Raw genomic sequence first — 21,230 nt, 5'->3', positions numbered from 1 at the left:
CAATAATTATTTAGTTTTTAGTGTATTTTTGTGCTGAAAAAACAAAAGCTAAAGATACATTTTTAAAGCGAAACCCAAATCCCGAAAGGGTTTATTATGGCAGAAAAAAACTTTTTTGAGCCCAAACAAAGCTTAAATATAAAAGGTAGGCTTATCGATTTAAGCACGCCAAAAGTGATGGGAATCTTAAATATCACCCCCGATTCTTTTTACAACAACAGCCGTACAAAAACGATAGATGAAGCCTTGATAAAAGCTGCCCAGTTTTTAAATGAAGGAGCTACGTTTATTGATGTTGGCGGTTATTCATCAAGGCCTGGTGCTCAGGATATTTCTATAAATGAAGAAACAGACCGTTTAGTACCTGTGGTAGAAAGTTTGGTAAAAGCATTTCCTGAAGCTATTATTTCCATTGATACCTTCAGGGCAAAGGTTGCCCAGGAAACCATTGAAGCTGGCGCGCATATTATTAACGACATTGCTGCAGGTGATATGGACGAGCAAATGTTCGAAACAGTAGCGAAGCTACAGGTCCCCTATATCATGATGCATATGCAAGGCACACCTCAAAATATGCAACAAAATCCCACATATAACAATGTATTGCTGGAAGTAATCGATTATCTGGCGAAAAAAGTTGCGGCACTTACTGCTTTGCATATTCATGATGTAGTTATTGACCCAGGTTTTGGCTTCGGAAAAACCATTGAACATAATTACGAACTACTAAGACAAATGGAAGCTTTTAAAATTTTCAAACTTCCTGTTTTAGTGGGTTTCTCTCGTAAAGGAATGATTTATAAAACGCTTGGTACCACAGCAGCAGAGGCCCTGAACGGAACCTCTGTACTTAACACCATTGCATTACAAAAAGGTGCTGGTATTTTAAGGGTACATGATGTGAAGGAAGCGGTTGAGTGTGTGCGGTTGGTGGAGAAGTTGGGTTAAATGCAGGGGCAAGCGATTTGTTATTTAGCCCTGATTCTTTATAAAATCTGCACAAGGCCGCAACTTCTCCCGAAATTCGTCCTGCTGAACTTGTTTCAGCATCTATTTTTCGACAAAGACCCTGAAATAAATTCAGGGTGACGATCATTAATAACCAATTTAAACAGTCAACCTATCTTGTAAACTGAAATCCGTTTTGCTATCTTGCCACTAATGAAAGGTTTTGATTTTGACTTCCTTAAAGTATCGCCAACTGATATCGTAGATATTATTTTGGTGGCTTTATTAATTTACTATGTTTATACCCTAATCCGCAATACGCTAGCCGTTAACCTGCTTGTTGGGATGTTTATTATCACAGTTTTTTACTGGATAGTAAAAGCCCTGCACATGGAATTATTAACCGCCATCATAGAAAAATTTATGAGCGTGGGCATTATTGCGCTGATTGTTATTTTCCACCCGGAGATCAGGCGCTTTCTTTTGCTGATTGGGAAAAATGCCTTTTTGCAAAAGAATAAAGCTTGGTGGGGTTATTTATTTGGAAGGAAAGAAATTGAAAGAAATAATTTAACCCGTATAAAACCAATCATTGATGCTTGTAAAAGCATGAAGAAAACACGCACAGGAGCGTTAATTGTATTCGTTAAATTTTACGACGAACAGTTTTTTGCCAATAGCTGCGAACTTGTCGATGCCAAAATATCAAAACGTTTGCTGGAAAGTATCTTTCAGAAAAACAGTCCGCTGCATGACGGCGCCGTGGTTATTTCTGAAAACAAGATTAAAAGTGCCAGCTGTATTTTGCCTTTGACGGATAACGATCAGTTACCCTCGCAATTTGGATTAAGGCACCGTGCAGGTATTGGTGTTTCGGAAACAACTGATGCTGTTGCCGTAATTATATCAGAAGAGACAGGAGAAATATCTTATGCTAAACAAGGCCGTGTAAGAATGAATGTTTCTTTCGGAGAACTGGAAAAATTACTGAATAAAGATTTTTAGTAATACAGATTAGCGGGTTTAAGATAATTACATAGGATTGGGTATTGTCATCCTGAATGCAACGAAGGATCCCTCACCTTAAAATACAGAACTTTCGATTAGCAGAACAAATACAATAAAGATCCTTCGACTACGCTCAGGATGACAAACCGAAGGGAATATTCAGTACTTTCTGTGTTTCCGTGGCAAAAAATTACACTAGCAGATTTTACAAATTAACACTAAACAGCAACCAAAATAGATAAACGCAAAATGGTGAATGTTTCCACTCACCATTTCATTATAATTTAAACTACTTTCTTATCAGTGTAATCCAATAATCTGTGTAATCAATTTTTAACAGTATTGTTCAAAAGCACCGATCAGGTTATCAGCAATCATTTGTGCTGGTCTGCCTTCAATTTGGTGACGCTCGATCATGTGTACCAATTTTCCATCTTTAAATAAAGCCATAGCCGGAGAAGATGGAGGAAAAGGCATCATATAATTTCTAGCCTGATCTACTGCTTCTTTTTCCATACCTGCAAAAACAGTAACCAGTTTATCAGGGTGTTTTTCGTGTGCTGCCGCTGCGCGAGCTGCCGGACGTGCATTTGCTGCTGCACAACCACAAACTGAATTCACAACAACCAACACAGTTCCTTCGCCTTTAATCGCTTGATCTACATCTGCTGCATTTTTTAACTCTTGAAAACCAACGTTGGTTAATTCCTTACGCATTGGCTCTACTAAATATTCTGGATACATTATCTTAGTTTTTTATTTACAATATCAATAGTACAAAAATAAGAAAATCGAATGGCATGCACCGTCCGATTTATATTTTTAAGGTAAAATTAATGACCTATTTCATTCCTTTGATAAAATTATCAAACATCTGAGGATTAGAGATGGCTCCAACTATAACTAATATAACCATCACGATTAATAGTGCGCTTAAAATGGTTGCGATCATTCCACAGATTTTGCCTGCTTTTGCATTTTTATATGATGATTCGGTATACAAACCCGGATTAAGCTGATATTTTTTCATATCACCAGCGCCTAATATCCAGGCAATTACGCCAAATATCAATCCAAATATGCCGTAAAAACAACAAGCTGGGATTGCTAAAATGCCCAATACAAGAGCGGCTGTAGCGTTTGGTAAGTTTTGTTGACCAAAACCTCCTCCTCCAAACTGGCCAAATGGTGGCGGTTGCTGAAAGGGTGGCGGCTGCTGGAATGGTGGTGGAGTTGCAGGCCCCTGATCAAGCGGCTGAAAAGGTACGGGTTCTGGATTTTGATTCTTTGAAAGATCAATAGGTTTATTTTCCTGGGGGTTTTCCTGTTCTTCTGACATAGCTATATTTAGATCAATTGGTGAGTGTATATTTTGTAAATGTAGTTGATTAAAATAATTACTGCAACTCCTGTAAAAACGATTTTAATCAGCTGTGCGCCAAACTTAAAATCAACTTTAAGATGAACAATAGTGAATAACACTATAAAAATGAGCGGAATTGTTGCAGGATAAAACTTAAATGATGCAGTTAAATCGCCCCGAAACAAAGCTAAAACTGAGCGCTGCAAGCCACAACCCGGACAATCGATCCCGAAATGGGCTTTAAACGGACAACTAAAAAGGTGTTCGCTCAACCATTCTAAAAAACTTTTATGTGGTTGAGCCATTTATATCGATTACTTTTCCCTGGGCATCTTTCCAGGCTTTATATTTTTCCAGGTCTTTAAGTACCTGCCTGTACACCAGGTTTAAGATGTAGATGTCGTCAATGAAACCCAAAACAGGCACAAAATCCGGAATTACATCAATTGGAGATAAGAAATATATCAGTCCTCCTAAAATGGCAATAATAGATCTTTTGGGGATTTCGGTATAATCGCCATTCACATAATCTTTAGATACCGCAAAAAGCAGAACCAATTTCGTCCAAACCCCTTCTAAATCACCTTTATTAGTAACCGCCTTGCCTAGCGCATCCTTAATGGTATTACTGGCTTTGGTTTTATCGCTCAAGATTACCGAGGCTTTGCTTTGCGATTTCTTAAAAAAACCCAATATTTTTTCCCTGTTCAACTTCATGGTTAAGCTATTACAAATTAACGGCCAAAAGCATCATAATTGTCTTCCGCGTATTTTGTAAAACGATCTAATAGCTTGATATTTTTATTTTCTATCGGCGTTAAATCATCATCAACGTTGTTTTTAACGGGAACATACCATTTAACAGGATCGAAAAAATTTCTAAAAGTTTGCTTTTTAAAGGCATAACCATGTCTGGCAAAAATGGTATTTTTAATAATCTGTAAGTCTAATTTTCTTAAATTCTTTACATCCTCTTCTTTAAGCAGATGAGTAGAAGCATTTAATTTAAAAATCTGATCGGATGCACTTCTGAAAAAAGGATTAATTCCTAAGGTATCAACAGAGCCATCTTCCAGGGTATCCACATTCGTTATCATTTTATGATCACTCCAATCTACATAGTTTGCTTCTGTGGGTAACATCAAGCTTGCATTGTATTCGAATTTCTTTTTTAATAACTTAAATTCTTTTTCAGGCCATTTAAGCTCCTTATTGTGGGCATTCCACTTGCCAATTAAGGTATCGCCAACCAAGGTGATGTCAAACTTACCATCATATTTATTACTACCTGGTTCATCTAACACAAAAGTAATTTTGCCTCCATCTTCTGATAGCTTGCCCAATAACGGCCTGCTGTTCCCCGATACTACGCTTTGTGCAATCACGGTATCTTTCGTAATTTTTTTAATGTTGATATTCAGTTTCTCAAAAGCATCCTGCATATCGCCATCATACTCCAACTGTTCTGCTGTATAAAAATCGCCGACCCAAAAACCGTAAAGTTCCTTGTGAATTTCAGGCTGAGCTACCTGAACAACTTTTTTTTCTTCATTTGTTTTTTTAGCATCCCTGCAAGAAAGCATCAAAATTGGGAACAGCGCTAATAATAAGATCCTTTTCATCAATTAAATTATTTTTCGTTTAATAAGCCATTCGGCGATTAATAAATTGGGTATCCAACCTAACCAGGCTATAATCTGATAAACATCCATTGGTGCAGGATGGAATAAATATACTAAAATAACTTTCCATAGCCTCAAAGTAATAGCTGAAGCTGCCAAAGCGAAACTTCTGTACATAAACTTTTTATGGGCTATTATTTTCCTTTTCAATATAAACAAAACAGCCTTTAAAGTAAACCAAAACCATAAAAAACCCAAAATAATAAATGAGGTTTTTGCGATTAAGCCGCCATTTGCAAAGTAGCCTATAAAAATGCCAGATGGTGCGGCAAGGAACAACACAATACCTACGTACCAATAGCCCAGCCATTGGTGTATTTTTGGGTATCTGGATAATATTTTTGGATTAAATTGCGTAAAGCCGGCCAATAAAACAAATATAGCACTGTAAACGTGTACATAAAATATGGAGAGATAGGCTTTGATGCCTGAAACTTCGGTTTGTTTAATCTGAAGAAAAGATACATCGCTTCCCATCGGGATGTAGCGCAAAGTAAGCTGTACCATCAGCATAAAAAAGTAGGCAAAAAACAATAGCCAGGCCACCTGTTTATAGCTGATGCTTTTCATTTATTTTTTATTAAAAAGCAGAAGTAATTTTTTATTGAATGGAATGGCAACCAACTGTGCGTTTACCACGTCATCTTCATAAAGCTGCTGCTTTTTAGGATCGAACACAAACCTGGCGATAACAGGCATCCTATCCGAGTAACTTTCGTGAAGGTTAAAATTATAGGTTTTTGAGTATTCCTGTGATGGATCGGTTTTAGGGTTAGGGCTACTCTCGAGCATAATACCATAAGATGTGCCTCCGTTTTTAACAATCCTTTCATATAGGCCTTTGGTAAGTTGCTTGCACCTTGGCGAGGTTTCTACAATTTTATAGGCAATCTGTGCTTTGTAGCTTTCCTTTACTTGTGCTTTCGATTCGTATATTGATGATCCTAAAATAAAAAGAAGAAATAAAATGTTTTTCATGATTGAGTAGCGTTATTCTTAAATTACTGATAAAAATTCATCAATTGTTAGCACATTAACTTTAGGAAATTCTATTTGCTTTAAGATTTTAAAGTGATGGTCATTTGTTATAATATAATCAGCATTACTACACACATAAGCATCAACATACTTATTATCATCTAAATCGGATAAAATTAGTTTCCACTCAAAACATATGTCAACTTTTTCTACATTCTTGAGATTTAGCAACAACTCTGCAACATTACTTGCTACGAGAAAATTTGTTTTTTGTTCTAAAATTTCGACGTATTCTGAAAGAATGTCGTTACTAATTACTGAGTGAAAATATCCACTAATTAAAGCATCAAAAATCGGCCTATATTTTGATTTTTTAGGAATTGAGACAAGAAGTACATTAATATCTAGTACAACTTTCATTAATGTTACTTTTTTCTTAGATGTTCATTCTTCCAAGATTCAATTGTATTTTCGTCCCAATTTTTCTCATCCCAAAGTTTATCCATTTCATCTGATGCCGATTTTGCGAAATATTTGGTCAACATTTCTTTAATATCGTTCAATTGATTATCGGGTAAATTGTATTGAAATAATTTTAATAGCTCTAGCTGAACATTTGTCAATTTCCCTGTCGCTTCCATATTTTTCATTGTGAACTAAACAAATATAATCAATATTATTTTAAGATGATTTCATCATCTCTAAAATATCATCAACATATTTTCGCTCATTGGCTAAACGGGGCACCTTATGCTGTCCGCCCAATTTATCCTTTGCTTTTAGCCAGTTGTAGAAAGTATTTGCAGGAGCATTATGTACTTTAGGCCGGGCCAGTGCCATATCCTTAAAGCGCTTGGCATCGTAATCAGAGTTCACTTCACGCAGTGTATTGTCCATAATATCAATGAACTTTTCAAAATCGTTTGGCTGTTTATCAAATTCGATGATCCACTCGTGCCCTCCGGCTTTTTCTCCTTTAAAATAGATTGGTCCGGCGGTATAATCTTTAATTTCGGCACCCGTTTCCTGGCAGGCTTTGGTTAAGGCCTGTTCTGCATTGTCTATAATCACTTCTTCGCCAAAGGCATTGATAAAATGTTTGGTACGCCCGGTAATTTTTATCCGGTAAGGAGAAAGTGAGGTAAACTGAACGGTATCTCCAATCATATATCGCCATAAACCACCATTTGTAGAAATCACAATGGCGTAGTTTTTATGCAGTTCTACCTCGCCCAGCAACAAAGCCTTAGGATTCTCTTCTCCAATGTTTTCCATCGGAACAAATTCGTAGAAGATGCCATAATCAAGCATCAGCAACATTTCTTCGGAGAGATCCTGATCCTGGATTCCGAAAAAGCCTTCGGATGCATTGTAAGTTTCCAGGTAATACATCTCGGCCGATGGGATAAGCTGTTTAAACTGCTCGCGATAAGGCGCAAAATTTACGGCACCATGAATATACAATTCAAGATTTGGCCAAACCTCCAGTAAATTTTGCTTTCCTGTAAGTTCAAGCACTTTTTTAGCCAACACGATGGTCCAGGTGGGTACGCCCGAAATGCTGGTTACGTTTTCATTGATGGTAGCTTCTGCCATTCGATCCATCTTGATTTCGTAATTATCCATCAAAGCGATAGACATGTCGGGTGTTCGGTAATATTCTGCCCATATAGGCAGATTTTTGATCAGCACAGCCGATAAATCACCATAAAAACAATCTTCGTTTAATTGGTTAACCTGATGGCTGCCACCTAAAACCAAACCTTTTCCGGTAAACATCTGGTTATCGGGCCGGTTATTACAATAGATGGAAAGCATGTCTTTACCGCCTTTAAAATGGCATTCTTCCAAAGATTCCTGAGACACTGGGATAAATTTACTTCTGTCGCTCGTGGTACCTGATGATTTTGCAAACCATTTGATATCAGATGGCCATAGAATATTCTGTTCGCCATTAAGCATGCGCTCAATGTAAGGCTTTAGGGTATCGTAGTTTTGAATGGGAACACGCTCCTGGTATTGTTGCGGTGTTAAGATTGATTTATAATCGTATAATTTACCCCATTCCGTATTTTCGGCACTATCAATTAAGCTATGGAACCACTCTTCCTGAACGTCGTAAGGATATTTCATAAAAAGCTCGATCTGGTGAATCCGCTTTTTCATTAACCAGGTAAAAATTGAATTTACAATTGCCATTTTTAAATGTTAAAATTAACGGGCACCAGGCCGCTACAGATTTTCACACCTGCCCCTTGGTTAAATGGGGATACACAGAGATTTTTATACACAGTAAAATTATAGTTTGGTTTAACTTCGCGATTAGTCAACATGTCAATTTAGATTTTGTTTGCTGAATCTTATTAAACATCAAATTTCTTACGTTTCAACACAAAATTCGATCCCAAATATACTTTTCTCACCATTTCGTTTTCTGCAAGCACTTCAGGAACGCCTTGCTCCAGGATTTTCCCTTCAAAAAGCAAATAAGCCCTATCGGTAATGGAAAGTGTTTCCTGTACGTTGTGGTCGGTAATCAAAATCCCTATATTTTTATGTTTCAGTTTAGCAACAATACTTTGGATTTCCTCTACCGCAATTGGATCTACCCCCGCAAAAGGTTCGTCCAATAAAATAAAATTAGGATTTGCAGCTAAAGCACGGGCAATCTCGGTACGGCGGCGCTCTCCTCCCGACAATAGATCGCCACGGTTTTTGCGCACTTTGTGTAAACTAAACTCGTTAATCAGCTCTTCAAGTTTATCACGTTGCTCCTCCTTAGTCAATTTGCTCATTTCCAAAATGGCCAGGATATTATCTTCTACGGTAAGTTTTCTAAAAACAGATGCTTCCTGGGCCAGATAGCCAATTCCTTTTTGCGCCCTGCGGTACATCGGATCTTCGGTAATGTCTTCCTCTTCCAAGAAAATTCGGCCTTCATTTGGTTTGATCAAACCTACGATCATGTAAAAGGAAGTTGTTTTCCCCGCGCCGTTAGGGCCTAAAAGGCCAACAATTTCCCCTTGACTCACGTTAAAGGAAACGTTGTTTACAACAGTACGCTGTTTGTATTTTTTAACCAGATTTTCGGCTTTTAATATCATATATTGATTGCTCCGTCATGCTGAACTTGATTCAGCATCTAACTCAAAAGATCCTGAACCCGATATGAAATCTGGACAGGATGACGATTTATTTTATAAGTTAATTAACTTTTATTCCTTTAATATTTAACTGCAAACGCTTTTTATCTTTCCACACGTTTTCTTCTAACGTATAACAAACGGAAAACGGCACCTTTGGTTGTAAAAGATTTTGAAATTCCGCCAATCCGAATGCAATGCCTTCAAAAATAGGCGAATTTTGTTGTTTTATGTTAATTTTTAAATGATTTTGACCAACAGCCATGGCATGCTGCGCCAGATATACGTTATGGGTAACAAATATAGGTGCCATATTTTCAGGACCAAATGGGCCCATTTGTGATAAAACCCGGTAGAATTTACCATCTATCTGCGCCAGTTCAATTTCAGCGTCAATCCTGATCATGGGTGTAAGCAGTTCATCCGTAATGCTTGCAGATACAATTTCTTCAAATTTATCGGCAAAGGCATTCACATTTTGTTCCTGCATGGTTAAGCCAGCAGCAAATTTATGTCCACCGTATTGATCAAGTAAGTGAGCGCATCCACTTAAAGCCTCATATAAATCGAAGCCTACTACCGAGCGGCAAGAACCAGCTACATGCCCGTTAGACTTAGTAAGGACAATGGTTGGGCGGTAATATTTTTCCGTTAAACGTGAAGCCACTATCCCGATTACCCCTTTATGCCAGTTTTCGTTAAACACCACGGTGGTTTTTCTATTGATGAGGATTTCACTTTCGCCAATTAAAGCCAAAGCCTCGCGGGTAATGTCCTGATCGTAGGTCTTCCGTTCGGTATTTTTAAGGTTGATGAGTTCACTTTGTTCCAGTGAATTACTATCTACCTGGCAAAGCAGCATGGCAACGGCATGTTTTGCATGATCTATCCTGCCAGCGGCATTAATCCGAGGACCTAATGTAAAAACCACATCGGTAATGCTGTAATTTTCGGTTTTGCCCGAAACCTCCATTAAAGCCCTCAGACCTTCACATGGATTAGCGTTTAGTTTCTTCAGCCCATAATAAGCTAAAATTCGGTTCTCGCCTACAACAGGTACAATATCTGCAGCAATACTCACCATCACCAAATCTAAATATTGCAGATAGGTTTCTTTCGGAAACTGATGTTTTTGAGCATAAGCCTGCGCCAGTTTAAAACCAATGCCACAGCCGGCCAATTCTTTAAAGGGATATGCACAATCGGTACGTTTAGGATCCAAAACTGCAATCGCCTGAGGAAGTTCATCTCCAGGCAAGTGATGATCGCAGATAATAAAATCGACACCTAAAGTATTGGCGTAATCAATTTTATCGATCGATTTTATACCACAATCTAAGGCAATAATTAAAGAAAACCCATTTTCATTGGCATAATCTATCCCTGCAGTAGAGATACCATAGCCTTCCAGATAACGGTCAGGAATGTAATATTCTATATTTTTAGTGAGTTGGGAAAAGAAACTGAAAGCCAGTGCAACTGAAGTGGTACCATCAACATCATAATCGCCATAAATCAATATTTTTTCATGGCTGGCCAATGCCGTTTCAATACGTGCAATAGCAACATCCATATCCTTCATTAGAAAAGGATCATGAAGGTGATCAAGATCTGGTCTGAAGAAATCTTTCGCCTGATCAAAATCACAGATATTCCGCTGCACCAGTATCTGTGCCAATGAGCGGTCTATGTTAAGTTCTACTGCTAATTTTGCTACTGTATCATCATTACAATCCGATGCCAGCACCCATCTTTTTTCCATTTATTCTGTCTCCGAACAGTAAATATACATTTTAATTGGATAATAAGGAATGAAGTATGAGGGGTATACCTATGGAGCGCCTCTAAAACAAAAGCTTAGGTTTTTCTCTAAATTTTAAACCAATGGGTTACTCAAGTCTGATCTAATTGTAAATTGTGGCATTAGGCAAATCTTTAATTATTGATAGATTGTTACCTTTGTAGAAACATTAAAGATCCATATTTTGCAAGTTCACACCTTATTCGAAGGAACCTACTCGGTTGATGCAACAAAGAAGTTTGTGCCTTTCGACCCTGCCATACATAACTTTAAAGATAGACCCGCATCATTATTTATCAATGTTCAGCCTTTTTTGGTTGAGCTGAAAAACGACCTTGTGCTTTTTGATACGGGTTTAGGTTTTAGCGATGACCATGGCGAACTGATTTTACATAAAAACATCCGCAATGCAGGCTTTGATCCTACTGATGTAACTAAAGTTTTAATGTCGCATTTACATTATGACCATTCTGGCGGCATGATCCACAAACAAGAAAATGATAAAGTTGAATTAAGTTTCCCTGATGCAGAATATATAATTAACCGTGGCGAATGGGAAACGGCATTTAGCAGCACTTCATCATCTTACCATAGCGATATTTTTGATTTTGTGCAGCGCAATGCCCAACTAAAATTTGTTGAAGGCGATGGCGCACTCGACGAAACCATTACTTATGAATTTACCGGTGCACACTGCCCTAACCACCAGGTTTTTCTTTTAACAGAAGGAAATCAAAAAATATTTTTTGGTGGCGATGTATTGCCAGAGCCGGAAGAACTGGTTAAAAACTTTATCGCTAAATACGATTTCGATGGTCGCAAAGCGATGGAATTACGTAAAGAATTTGGTAAAAGAGCTGCCGAAGAAAACTGGGAATGTTTGTTCTACCATGGTAAAAGCGCAGCAACTGGTTTTGTTGATGTTGTTGAAGGTGGGTTTAGGATTAGATAAACGACTTCTTTTTTTACCGCAAAGCACGCAAAGAAGAAGCGCAAAGCGCGCATAGTTGCTTTTTTTTTACCACAAAGGCCATAGAGAAAAGGCACAAAGTTCACAGAGCTGGGTACTTATAGCTATAAAGTCTCTGTGTTCCTCTGTGTAAAACTCAATGCACTCGGTGGTTAGTCTTCGACTCCGCTCAGACTGACTTCACTTAGCGCTCTTCGCGGTTAAACAAAAAATAGCATCCTTTTTTTTACCACAAAGGCGACAGAGAAAGGCACAAAGTTCACAGAGCTGGGTGTAATATTCAAACAATTAAAAACTCTGTGCCCCTCTGTGTAAAACTCAATGCACTCGGTGGTTAAAAACTCAGCGCCCCTTCGTGATTAAACAAAAAATAGCGTCTTTTTTACCACAAAGGTTACAGAGAAATGCACAAAGTAAACAGACCTGGATGCGTATAGCTATAGCGTCTCTGTGTTCCTCTGTGTAAAACTTCGTGCGCTCTGTGGTTAGTCTTCGACTCCGCTTAGACTGACTTCACTTAGCGCTCTTCGCGGTTAAACGAAAAAAGCCCCAACATTTGTCGGGGCCTGTGTATTTCCGAGACGGAAACAATTATTTTTTAGCTACCAATTTAACAGACAATTCGAAGTTATCATCAATTGCTTTGTCGCCAATGCTATCGAAGAATGATTTTGAACCGTATTTGATGTCATATTTAGTTCTGTCTACAACGATTTTACCAGCTAAAGCTGAAGCTGTTCCATCTGCATTTACCGTTACAGTTGCAGGGAAGCTTAATGGTTTAGTGATACCTTTGATGGTTAAATTACCTGTTACAGTTACGTTAGCACCTGAACCCGCAACTTTAGTAATTACGAAAGTTGAAGTTGGGAATTTAGCTGTACCGAAGAAATCGTCTGCTTTTAAGTGACCTTCTAATTTTGCGCTGCCATCAGCATCTTTAATTGAAGTCATATCGATAACAAAAGTACCGCCAGTTACGCTTTTACCGTTAACGGCTAAGCTACCTGATTGTAAAGCTACAGTTCCATTGTGAGAACCTGTTACTTTTTTACCAATCCAGGTAATGGTTGATTTTGCTGCATCCACAGTATAAGTTACCGGTTTAGTTGGGTTTTTAAAGGCTGACAATGCTACTACTGCCACTAATAAAAAAATTGAGCTAATTTTTAATTTCATTTTCTGGTTTTTTAAAATTTGATACAAATATAGATGAACTACCAATCTCTTGCTATTGACCTATGTTAACTTTTTTCAAAAAAATCTGATTTATTTAAAATCCAACCTATTGACTGCAGGACTGTGTTAAGGTTTAATCTGTATGCTTTTTTTTATGTGAACAGAAAGGTAGAAGGCGGAAGGTTTAAGGTAGAGGGTTTTTGTGCTAACCTGAAAAGGCATAGGATGTAAAGTTGTTCCAACCCCTATATATTACCTCTTTCTCCAGCTAACCAATAGCTCGCCTGCTTCAATATCTAAAAATGTGGCTACATCAAACAGTCTTTTAATTGAAGGCTGAGCCGTATTGGTACACCAGCTTGATGCGGTCTCGGGTGCAATTTTTAATGCATCAGCCAATTCTTTATTGGTAATCCCTTTTTCAGCTAAAACGCCCTTTATTCTATTATAGTTGATTTTAGTCATAATTGATAGATAACCCAAATATATTATTTATGCCAGTTATCTACAGCTGCAGAAGAGTTAACAATTGCAATATTGGTTCTACTAACAACCTTTCAATCCTAAACCTGACAGCAGTGGAAATCCTTTTTGTTGGCACTTACAGTAAAAGATTGCTTCGTCGTTCCTCCTCGCAATGACGATGTAACGAGAGCAGAAACCACAAAGAGATTAAAGCGAATGGCAGGACTGCAGCCTCCCATGAAAAACCGACATTCATTTCCAAAAAAAATCTGCAGGTTTTATGAAATGAATCCATAAAACTTGCAGATCAATATGTTCGTGAGGACACGAATCCAGGCGTTTGCTAATTTATCTAAATAGATTGCCACGTCGTTCCTCCTCGCAATGACGAGAAAGGCAAACTACGGAACGATCTCTTCCAAATAACTCTCAACAGGAGGGCAGGCACAGATCAATGACCTATCGCCATGGCTATCGTTAACACGACCAACCGATGGCCAGAACTTACGCTCTAACACATAAGGAAGCGGGAACGCAGCTGTTTGACGGCTATAAGCATGCTCCCATTCGTTCGCCGTAATTACTGAAACGGTATGAGGTGCATTTTTTAGCGGGTTATCTGTTTTATCGAAAGTTAAATTCTCTACCTGATCTATTTCTTTTTTGATGGCAATTAAAGCATCACAGAAACGGTCTAACTCGTGTTTAGGCTCTGATTCTGTTGGCTCAACCATTAAAGTACCTGCAACCGGGAACGAAACCGTTGGTGCGTGGAAACCATAATCCATTAAACGTTTTGCAATATCAGTAACTTCAATTCCGAAAGCTTTGAACGAACGGCAATCTAAAATCATCTCATGTGCGCAACGTCCCTGAGCACCTGAATAAAGTACCGGATAGTGTTGTTCTAAACGCGCTTTCATATAGTTTGCGTTTAAAATCGCATATTTGGTAGCATTGGTTAACCCTTCAGCACCCATCATCGCAATATAAGCGTGAGAGATAATCAGGATAGAAGCCGAACCCCAAGGTGCAGATGAAACTGCAGAAATAGATTTTCCTTTGTCGATATCAACCACAGCATGACCTGGAAGATAAGGAACCAAGTGTTTAGCCACACCAATCGGACCCATACCAGGACCACCACCACCGTGAGGGATACAGAAAGTTTTGTGCAAGTTTAAGTGACAAACATCGGCACCGATATTGGCCGGGCTTGTTAAACCTACCTGTGCATTCATGTTAGCACCATCCATATAAACCTGTCCACCGTTAGCGTGGATGGTTTCACAGATTTCGATAATACTTTCCTCGAATACGCCGTGTGTAGATGGATAAGTTACCATTAAACACGATAGATTGTCTTTATGTAATTCTGCTTTAGCTTTTAAATCTTCAACATCAATGTTACCGTTTTCTAAAGATTTAACTACTACAATTTTCATATCGGCCATTGCAGCAGAAGCAGGGTTAGTTCCGTGTGCCGAAGCAGGAATCAACGCTACATTACGGTGGAAATCGCCCCTATCCTGGTGATAAGCACGGATAACCATTAAACCAGCATATTCACCCTGGGCACCAGCATTTGGCTGTAAACTCATGGCCGCGAATCCGGTAATTTCGCTTAACCATTTATCCAGTTCGTTGAAAACAGAATAATAACCTAATACCTGATCGGCTGGGGCAAATGGATGGATGCGACCGAAGTGAGACCAGGTAACCGGAATCATCTCAGCCGTAGCATTTAATTTCATGGTACAGCTACCCAAAGCAATCATCGAATGGCAAAGCGATAAATCTTTTGCTTCTAATGATTTGATATAACGCAACATCTCGTGCTCTGAGTGGTGCGAGTTAAAAATTGGGTGTGTCAAATAAGTAGAAGTACGTTGTAAAGCGGCTGGAATAACGGTTTCTACATTTTCTACCACATCAACCTGATCGGCTGCGATAGCTTTAACCTTTGCAAAGATTTTAGCAATTAAAGTTACATCTTCGAAAGTGCTGGTTTCATCAAACGAAATGGTTGCTATGTTACCAACATAATTTAAGTTGATTTCGTTATCAATACATCCTGAATGGATACCACCTTTTAAATCGCCTAAATCAAAACGGATGGTATCGAAATAAGCGGAGTTTAACTGCTCAAAACCTAAACCTTTTAAAGTAGAGGCTAAACTGATGGCCAAACCGTGTGTACGTTCTGCGATGGCTTTTAATCCTTTAGGACCGTGGTAAGCAGCATAAAAACCAGCCATAATAGCCAATAATGCCTGTGCAGTACAGATGTTTGAGGTTGCTTTATCTCTACGGATGTGCTGCTCGCGGGTTTGCAAAGCCATACGTAAAGCGTAATCGCCATGGCTATCGATAGTTACACCGATAATACGACCAGGGATATTACGTTTATATTCTTCTTTAGTGGCAAAAAATGCGGCATGTGGTCCGCCGAAACCCATCGGGATACCCAAACGCTGTGTAGTACCTACTACCACATCAGCCCCCCACTCGCCCGGAGGCGTTAATAAAGTTAAGCTTAAAATATCGGCAACTACGGTTAGTTTAATATTTTGACTGTGTAAAGCTGATGCAAAAGCCGCATAATCGAAAACTTCACCATTTCCTGCCGGATATTGAACAATTGCACCGAAAAATTCTTCAGTAGCAGTAAAATCTAAATGACTTCCGATAACCAGTTCAATGCCGTAAGGATTAGCACGTGTTTTTAAAATATCGATCGTTTGCGGAAAAACAAGTTCCGAAACGAAGAATTTTTTAGCTGCCTGGTTTTTACGTAAGCTGTATTGCATAAACATCGCTTCAGCAGCAGCAGTACCTTCATCCAATAAAGATGCATTGGCAATTTCCATTCCGGTTAAATCGATAACCATCGTTTGGAAATTTAACAAAGCCTGTAAACGGCCCTGTGCAATTTCTGCCTGGTATGGCGTATATTGTGTGTACCATCCTGGATTTTCGAATACGTTACGTAAAATTACACCCGGGGTAATGGTATCATAATAACCCTGACCGATAAAGCTTTTAAAAACTTTATTCAACAATGAAGTTTGTTTTAAAGCACCAAGATATTCAGTTTCCGATTTCGCTGCAGGCAAGTTTAAAGGTTGTTTTAACCTGATTGCCGTCGGAACAGTCTGTTCAATTAGCTCGTCAATAGAATTTACGCCAACAGTTTGCAACATTTCGGCTGTATCAGCCTCATTAGGAGCAATATGACGATTTTGAAAATCTTCCTTGTAGTGGATATTTAAGCTCATGCGGTATGAATAATAAATTTGCGTGCAAAGGTAGCAAAAATGAAGCTGTATTTCACTATCAATCAGTGTAAAAAAGGCGTCTTATTTATGCTTAAAAGCGACAAAATAGATAGAATTTATGAGTAAAAAGCCTGACAAACGCTTTTCCACTTTCAAGCTGTTTTTTTGATTATTTGGAAAGCAGTGGCTCTGCTAAAATTTAAGTTTGTTCCCGCAATTTGTTACAATCTTTTTGCTGCTTTTTTTATACTGAGGCACAAAGCAGCTGCAGCAAAAAGGATTTTCACTACTGTCGGGTTTATAAACAGAAGAAACTGCAATAACCCCAAGATGCAATGCTCAAATTTTAAATTAACGGTAGAAAACAAAAATCAAACAACTCATTTTCAATAATTTATAAAAAATAACAAAATCTAAGCCCCACATACATTGTTATACTATGTATTTTGTTATACCTTTACATTATGAACGAAGACTTTATTAATAAATGGATATCGCAGGTTAAAAAGGGAACCTTATCCTTTATTGTGCTCAATGTTTTAAAAAGCGGAAAGGCCTATTATGGGTATGACCTGATCAATGAAATAAAAAAGATTACAGAAATTGAAATTGCCGAAGGAACTCTATATCCGCTCATGAACCGGCTTAAAGATGAAAAACTGATTATATCTGAATGGGTTGAGCAAGAATCAGGCATTCCCAGAAAATATTATAGCATTACATCAGAGGGAAAAAACACGGTGACCAAAATGGAAGAATACTGGCACAATCTGAACAACTCTGTCTTAAAAATTACGAAATGAAATTAAAAGAAATACAATTTAACGATCAATCGGCTGAGCGGATTTACAAGGATTACCTGTACAGAATAAGAAAAGAGGTTAAAGGCCTCAATCAGCAAAACCAGGATGAGATATTGATGGAACTAAATAGCCATATTTATGAAAACTTACAGGAACATCCAACCGGAAATGAAGTAGAAAAACTACTTGATATCCTAGAGAAATTAGGAAGACCCGAGGAAATACTCAAACCACTGGTGGCTGACAAAAAATTAGCGGAAGCCACTAAAACATTTAATCCCATACATGTTTTTAAAGCTTTATTGCTCAATTTAACCAATGGCATATCGTACATCATATTTTTTATCCTTTACCTCTTTCTGTTTGGTTTTTTATTTTTAATTGGCGCTAAAATATGGGATCCCGCACAAGTTGGCTTTTTTTATAAACCAAGTGAAGTTTTTATTCTCGGCCATTCAAAAGGTTTTGTAGACCCTGCTGATGAGCGTTTGGGCAACTGGTTTATTCCCGCAATGGTTATCTCGGCAGTTGCGCTTTACCTTATTATCACTTTACTCCTTAAATTAAAAAGAACCATTAACAAATAACATCATGATCAAAAAATTAACACTCTTTACCTTTCTGATAATCCTGGCCCATTTCAGCTTTTCACAATCATTTGATAAAAACAAACTGGACGCTTATTTCGATACGCTTGGCAAATACAACAAGTTTATAGGAAGTGTAGCCGTCGCTCAAAACGGGCATGTGATTTATAAACGTACTTTAGGTTTCACAAACATTAAAGAAAAGCAAAAAGCAAACGAAAACACAAAATACAGGATCGGATCTATTTCTAAAACCTTTACAGCTGCTTTAATTTTTAAAGCCATTGAAGAAAAGAAAATCAGCCTGGATCTAACGATCCGGAAATTTTTCCCGGAAATAAAAAATGCAGAAAAGATTTCCATATCGAATTTGCTTTATCACAGAAGCGGGATACATGATTTTACGGATGACAAAGAGGAATTCCTGAAATGGCATACACAACCTAAAACTGAAAAAGAAATGCTTGCCTTGATTAGTAAGGGCGGGATTGATTTTGAGCCAGACACTCAATCAGACTACAGCAATTCGAACTATTTACTGCTATCATATATCCTGGAAAAAACGTTCAAAATGCCTTATGCCCAAATATTGAATAAGTACATTGCTAAACCTCTCGTCTTGAAAAACACGTTTTTGGGCAAAAAAATTAATTCCAAAAATAATGAAGCCAACTCTTACCGTTTTGAAGGGGATTGGAAATTAGAGGATGAAACTGATATTTCCATTCCACTCGGTGCTGGGGGGATTGTTTCAACCCCAATCGATCTGGTGAATTTCAGCACGTCATTATTTGGAGGAAAGGTGATTTCTCAAAAGAGTTTAACGCAGATGAAAACCCTTAACGGGAAATACGGCATGGGGATTTCAGCTATTCCATTTTACGATAAGGCAGGATTTGGACATTCTGGAAGTATAGATGGTTTTAGTGCTACATTTTCTTATTTTAATGATGGGAATATAGCTTATGCTTTAACCAGTAATGGTTCAAATTTCAATAATAATTCCATTTCCTTGGCCGTATTAAGCGCTGTTTTTAACAAGGATTATAACATTCCAGATTTTAGAACAATTGAGCAAAGTACTACAGACTTAAATAAATATTTAGGCACCTATGTATCAACAGCTATTCCTATAAAAATAACCATTACCAAAGACAATACCACTTTAATCGCACAGGCCACAGGTCAATCGGTAACCAGGTTAACCTCCAAGGGCAACAATGAGTTTAAATTCGAAGAAGCAGGCATCATATTATCCTTCAATCCCACCGAAAACCAGATGACCCTAAAACAGGGTGGCAAAGAATTTAAGTTTACCAAAACTTAAATTAACTCTTGATGGCAGGTTAGTTTATTAAAGACTGATCTGCTATTTCTGCACTTTCCACCCCTCATCTTTACTCAACTTTAATTTATAAGTTTTGGTAATGAAGTTGCTGTTTTTATCGGCCTCTTTATCAAAAGGCTCGAAATCGGTCGTATTCATTTTAAGCGATACAGTTACTTTGGCGGTACTGGAATTTACCTGCGCAAAATCAACCGGTTTTTCGTCTGACAAAACATATTCTACCACCTTTACAGTTGCCCTGTCGCCATCCTGCTTCAATACCAGCGGACTTGCTTTATCGGTTAAGGTAATCTGATAGACAAAACTGCTATCTTTTGAAAGGAATTTCTTTTTTGCTTCTTTCAAACTTAAGGTAACCAAACCTTTGCTCGCCAAAGATTTATATTTCCCCAGTTCGAACATATCATTTGTACTGTTAAATTTCATCTCACCAAATTTAAACCTGGTGGTTTTATATTCCGGATTGGCTTTCAAATAGTTGGTAATTACTTCAGCCGCCTCATCCTGGTTGATGGTGGTTTTAGTTTTACATCCGGCTAAGCCGATAATAATCAGGGATAAAATATAAACAGTAAATTTTTTCATATATAATTGCTTTATGCTTTTTAAAGGTATTTATTTTTTCGGTATGCTACCAAATAAACCACAGAGCAAACTAAGTTTTCACAGAGAAAACGGAGATTCTTTGGCAATCTGCATCCTTAAATTGTTATAAATAATGGACCAACTTGTGCACTCTGTGCTTTCACTCCGTGTTCTTTGTGGTAAAAAACTAGATTATTTCTTCTTGAGATACTTCAGGTTTGGTAAAACCATCGCCGATAAAATCACCACAACCCCAATCCACCTCAAAAACGAAACCTGCTCTTGCAGCACAAAACCGGCCATCATTATGGCGACAGGTAGTTCTGCTGCACTTAATATCGAACTAATGGCTGTACCAATTCGTGGCACGCCTTCGGCATAGAATAGTGGCGGGATTACGGTACCAAAAACAGCAATAATCAATCCCCATTTCAAAAGGCTTCCGCCCAAAGCACCGTTAAACAAAAATGCGGGAGGAAAGATAATGAAGATCAGGATACAGGCACCAGTAATCATCAGCGCACTTTTCTTTAGTGGCGCATATTCATTCCCTATTCTACCGCTCAATAACAAAAAGCCGGCATAACAAAGTGCAGCCAGCAAACCAAAACCAATTCCTTTTACATCCATGCTTCCGATGCTGGTTTCTACCATTCCACTGGCCAAAACTGTACCTCCTAAAACCAATAAAATAGCCGCAAACTGCAAACCTGTAGGTTTCTTTTTAAAAATGAGATATTCCATTAAAATACTCATCCAGATAAACTGCATCAATAAAATAATGGCAACCGAGTTGGGTACCAACTTTACACATTGATAGTAAAAAATACTGACCAGACCTGTACAGGTACCCGCAATTACCATTTGCCACCAAGGTGTTTTAGCAGGAACCACTTTAGCCTTATAAGCTGCTGTTCTACTTTGTAAGAAAACCAACACCCATAAAATTACGGCTCCGAAAAAAGCCTGGGCACCGGTAACATCACCCAAAGTATAACCTTCGTGATAAGCGAGTTTAACAAAAGTAGACAGGATGCCGAAACTACAGGCACCAAAAAAAACAAGGAGAATTCCTTTAAGCATTTTATATTT

23 protein-coding genes are annotated in these 21,230 nt (G+C 38.1%); 6 read left to right on the top strand and 17 right to left on the bottom strand.

Going from position 1 to position 21,230, the window contains the following annotated elements:
* Positions 1 to 96 precede the first annotated feature (96 nt).
* Both folP and cdaA read left to right on the top strand, forming a co-directional pair.
* Entirely contained in the window at positions 97 to 948 is an 852-nt protein-coding gene (folP, locus tag OQX63_RS19645) for a dihydropteroate synthase (protein ID WP_265852512.1), read from the top strand.
* 213 nt (positions 949 to 1,161) lie between these two features.
* A complete protein-coding gene (gene cdaA / locus OQX63_RS19640; protein ID WP_055907998.1) occupies positions 1,162 to 1,953 on the top strand; it encodes a diadenylate cyclase CdaA in 792 nt (263 codons plus the stop codon).
* Between the two features lie 336 nt (positions 1,954 to 2,289).
* On the opposite strand, the gene OQX63_RS19635 is transcribed toward cdaA, so the two are convergent.
* From OQX63_RS19635 to recJ, 12 genes are all read right to left on the bottom strand, one after another.
* On the bottom strand, positions 2,290 to 2,700 hold the full coding sequence (locus OQX63_RS19635; protein WP_025145566.1) for a BrxA/BrxB family bacilliredoxin: 411 nt from the start codon (positions 2,698 to 2,700) through the stop codon (positions 2,290 to 2,292).
* A 97-nt stretch (positions 2,701 to 2,797) separates the two neighbouring features.
* Positions 2,798 to 3,295 (bottom strand): CCC motif membrane protein, encoded by a 498-nt coding sequence (locus OQX63_RS19630; protein ID WP_265852511.1) that lies wholly within the window; start codon positions 3,293 to 3,295, stop codon positions 2,798 to 2,800.
* 8 nt (positions 3,296 to 3,303) lie between these two features.
* Positions 3,304 to 3,624 carry a DUF2752 domain-containing protein gene (locus OQX63_RS19625; RefSeq protein ID WP_265852510.1) on the bottom strand — a complete coding sequence of 107 codons (321 nt, stop codon included), beginning with the start codon at positions 3,622 to 3,624 and terminating at the stop codon, positions 3,304 to 3,306.
* Complete coding sequence (locus OQX63_RS19620; RefSeq protein ID WP_265852509.1) at positions 3,608 to 4,036, bottom strand: YkvA family protein; 429 nt, start codon at positions 4,034 to 4,036, stop codon at positions 3,608 to 3,610. Before OQX63_RS19620 ends, OQX63_RS19625 begins: the two co-directional genes overlap by 17 nt.
* Positions 4,037 to 4,053: 17 nt before the next feature.
* A complete protein-coding gene (locus OQX63_RS19615) occupies positions 4,054 to 4,941 on the bottom strand; it encodes a YARHG domain-containing protein (RefSeq protein WP_265852508.1) in 888 nt (295 codons plus the stop codon).
* A gap of 3 nt (positions 4,942 to 4,944) precedes the next feature.
* Entirely contained in the window at positions 4,945 to 5,571 is a 627-nt protein-coding gene (locus OQX63_RS19610) for a DUF2306 domain-containing protein (protein WP_265852507.1), read from the bottom strand.
* Entirely contained in the window at positions 5,572 to 5,979 is a 408-nt protein-coding gene (locus OQX63_RS19605) for a hypothetical protein (RefSeq protein WP_265852506.1), read from the bottom strand.
* A gap of 18 nt (positions 5,980 to 5,997) precedes the next feature.
* Positions 5,998 to 6,399 carry a putative toxin-antitoxin system toxin component, PIN family gene (locus OQX63_RS19600; RefSeq protein WP_265852505.1) on the bottom strand — a complete coding sequence of 134 codons (402 nt, stop codon included), beginning with the start codon at positions 6,397 to 6,399 and terminating at the stop codon, positions 5,998 to 6,000.
* Positions 6,400 to 6,404: 5 nt separating this feature from the next.
* Entirely contained in the window at positions 6,405 to 6,629 is a 225-nt protein-coding gene (locus OQX63_RS19595) for a hypothetical protein (RefSeq protein ID WP_227256344.1), read from the bottom strand.
* A gap of 31 nt (positions 6,630 to 6,660) precedes the next feature.
* Positions 6,661 to 8,178 (bottom strand): GH3 auxin-responsive promoter family protein, encoded by a 1,518-nt coding sequence (locus tag OQX63_RS19590; protein WP_265852504.1) that lies wholly within the window; start codon positions 8,176 to 8,178, stop codon positions 6,661 to 6,663.
* A 164-nt stretch (positions 8,179 to 8,342) separates the two neighbouring features.
* Positions 8,343 to 9,083, bottom strand: a complete 741-nt coding sequence (gene lptB, locus OQX63_RS19585; protein ID WP_090502159.1) for an LPS export ABC transporter ATP-binding protein — start codon at positions 9,081 to 9,083, stop codon at positions 8,343 to 8,345.
* 100 nt (positions 9,084 to 9,183) lie between these two features.
* Positions 9,184 to 10,884 carry a single-stranded-DNA-specific exonuclease RecJ gene (gene recJ, locus OQX63_RS19580; protein WP_265852503.1) on the bottom strand — a complete coding sequence of 567 codons (1,701 nt, stop codon included), beginning with the start codon at positions 10,882 to 10,884 and terminating at the stop codon, positions 9,184 to 9,186.
* A 223-nt stretch (positions 10,885 to 11,107) separates the two neighbouring features.
* Between recJ and OQX63_RS19575 the strand changes: the two genes are divergently transcribed.
* Positions 11,108 to 11,875 carry an MBL fold metallo-hydrolase gene (locus tag OQX63_RS19575; RefSeq protein WP_265852502.1) on the top strand — a complete coding sequence of 256 codons (768 nt, stop codon included), beginning with the start codon at positions 11,108 to 11,110 and terminating at the stop codon, positions 11,873 to 11,875.
* Between the two features lie 609 nt (positions 11,876 to 12,484).
* On the opposite strand, the gene OQX63_RS19570 is transcribed toward OQX63_RS19575, so the two are convergent.
* From OQX63_RS19570 to gcvP, 3 genes are all read right to left on the bottom strand, one after another.
* Complete coding sequence (locus OQX63_RS19570; protein ID WP_183764989.1) at positions 12,485 to 13,072, bottom strand: YceI family protein; 588 nt, start codon at positions 13,070 to 13,072, stop codon at positions 12,485 to 12,487.
* 252 nt (positions 13,073 to 13,324) lie between these two features.
* On the bottom strand, positions 13,325 to 13,537 hold the full coding sequence (locus tag OQX63_RS19565) for a helix-turn-helix transcriptional regulator (RefSeq protein WP_265852501.1): 213 nt from the start codon (positions 13,535 to 13,537) through the stop codon (positions 13,325 to 13,327).
* Positions 13,538 to 13,938: 401 nt separating this feature from the next.
* Positions 13,939 to 16,815 (bottom strand): aminomethyl-transferring glycine dehydrogenase, encoded by a 2,877-nt coding sequence (gcvP, locus tag OQX63_RS19560; RefSeq protein WP_265852500.1) that lies wholly within the window; start codon positions 16,813 to 16,815, stop codon positions 13,939 to 13,941.
* Positions 16,816 to 17,279: 464 nt separating this feature from the next.
* Here gcvP and OQX63_RS19555 point away from each other — a divergent pair, with 464 nt between their 5' ends.
* From OQX63_RS19555 to OQX63_RS19545, 3 genes are read left to right on the top strand one after another with little or no spacing between them, the layout of a single operon-like run.
* Positions 17,280 to 17,618 carry a PadR family transcriptional regulator gene (locus OQX63_RS19555; protein ID WP_265852499.1) on the top strand — a complete coding sequence of 113 codons (339 nt, stop codon included), beginning with the start codon at positions 17,280 to 17,282 and terminating at the stop codon, positions 17,616 to 17,618.
* Positions 17,615 to 18,205, top strand: a complete 591-nt coding sequence (locus OQX63_RS19550; RefSeq protein WP_265852498.1) for an HAAS signaling domain-containing protein — start codon at positions 17,615 to 17,617, stop codon at positions 18,203 to 18,205. The genes OQX63_RS19555 and OQX63_RS19550 overlap by 4 nt, the downstream gene beginning before the upstream one ends.
* Positions 18,206 to 18,209: 4 nt before the next feature.
* Positions 18,210 to 19,532 (top strand): serine hydrolase domain-containing protein, encoded by a 1,323-nt coding sequence (locus OQX63_RS19545; RefSeq protein WP_265852497.1) that lies wholly within the window; start codon positions 18,210 to 18,212, stop codon positions 19,530 to 19,532.
* A 42-nt stretch (positions 19,533 to 19,574) separates the two neighbouring features.
* Here OQX63_RS19545 and OQX63_RS19540 read toward each other — a convergent pair whose 3' ends face one another.
* Both OQX63_RS19540 and OQX63_RS19535 read right to left on the bottom strand, forming a co-directional pair.
* The gene (locus OQX63_RS19540; protein ID WP_265852496.1) at positions 19,575 to 20,138 is read right to left on the bottom strand and encodes a hypothetical protein; all 564 of its coding nucleotides are present in this window, start codon (positions 20,136 to 20,138) and stop codon (positions 19,575 to 19,577) included.
* Between the two features lie 192 nt (positions 20,139 to 20,330).
* Complete coding sequence (locus OQX63_RS19535) at positions 20,331 to 21,221, bottom strand: EamA family transporter (RefSeq protein ID WP_265852495.1); 891 nt, start codon at positions 21,219 to 21,221, stop codon at positions 20,331 to 20,333.
* Positions 21,222 to 21,230: the final 9 nt, after the last annotated feature.

The organism is Pedobacter sp. PF22-3, from assembly GCF_026239555.1.
GTDB lineage: Bacteria > Bacteroidota > Bacteroidia > Sphingobacteriales > Sphingobacteriaceae > Pedobacter.
Note: the sequence above shows the minus strand (reverse complement) of the source record. Positions and strands in the feature narration are given on the sequence as shown.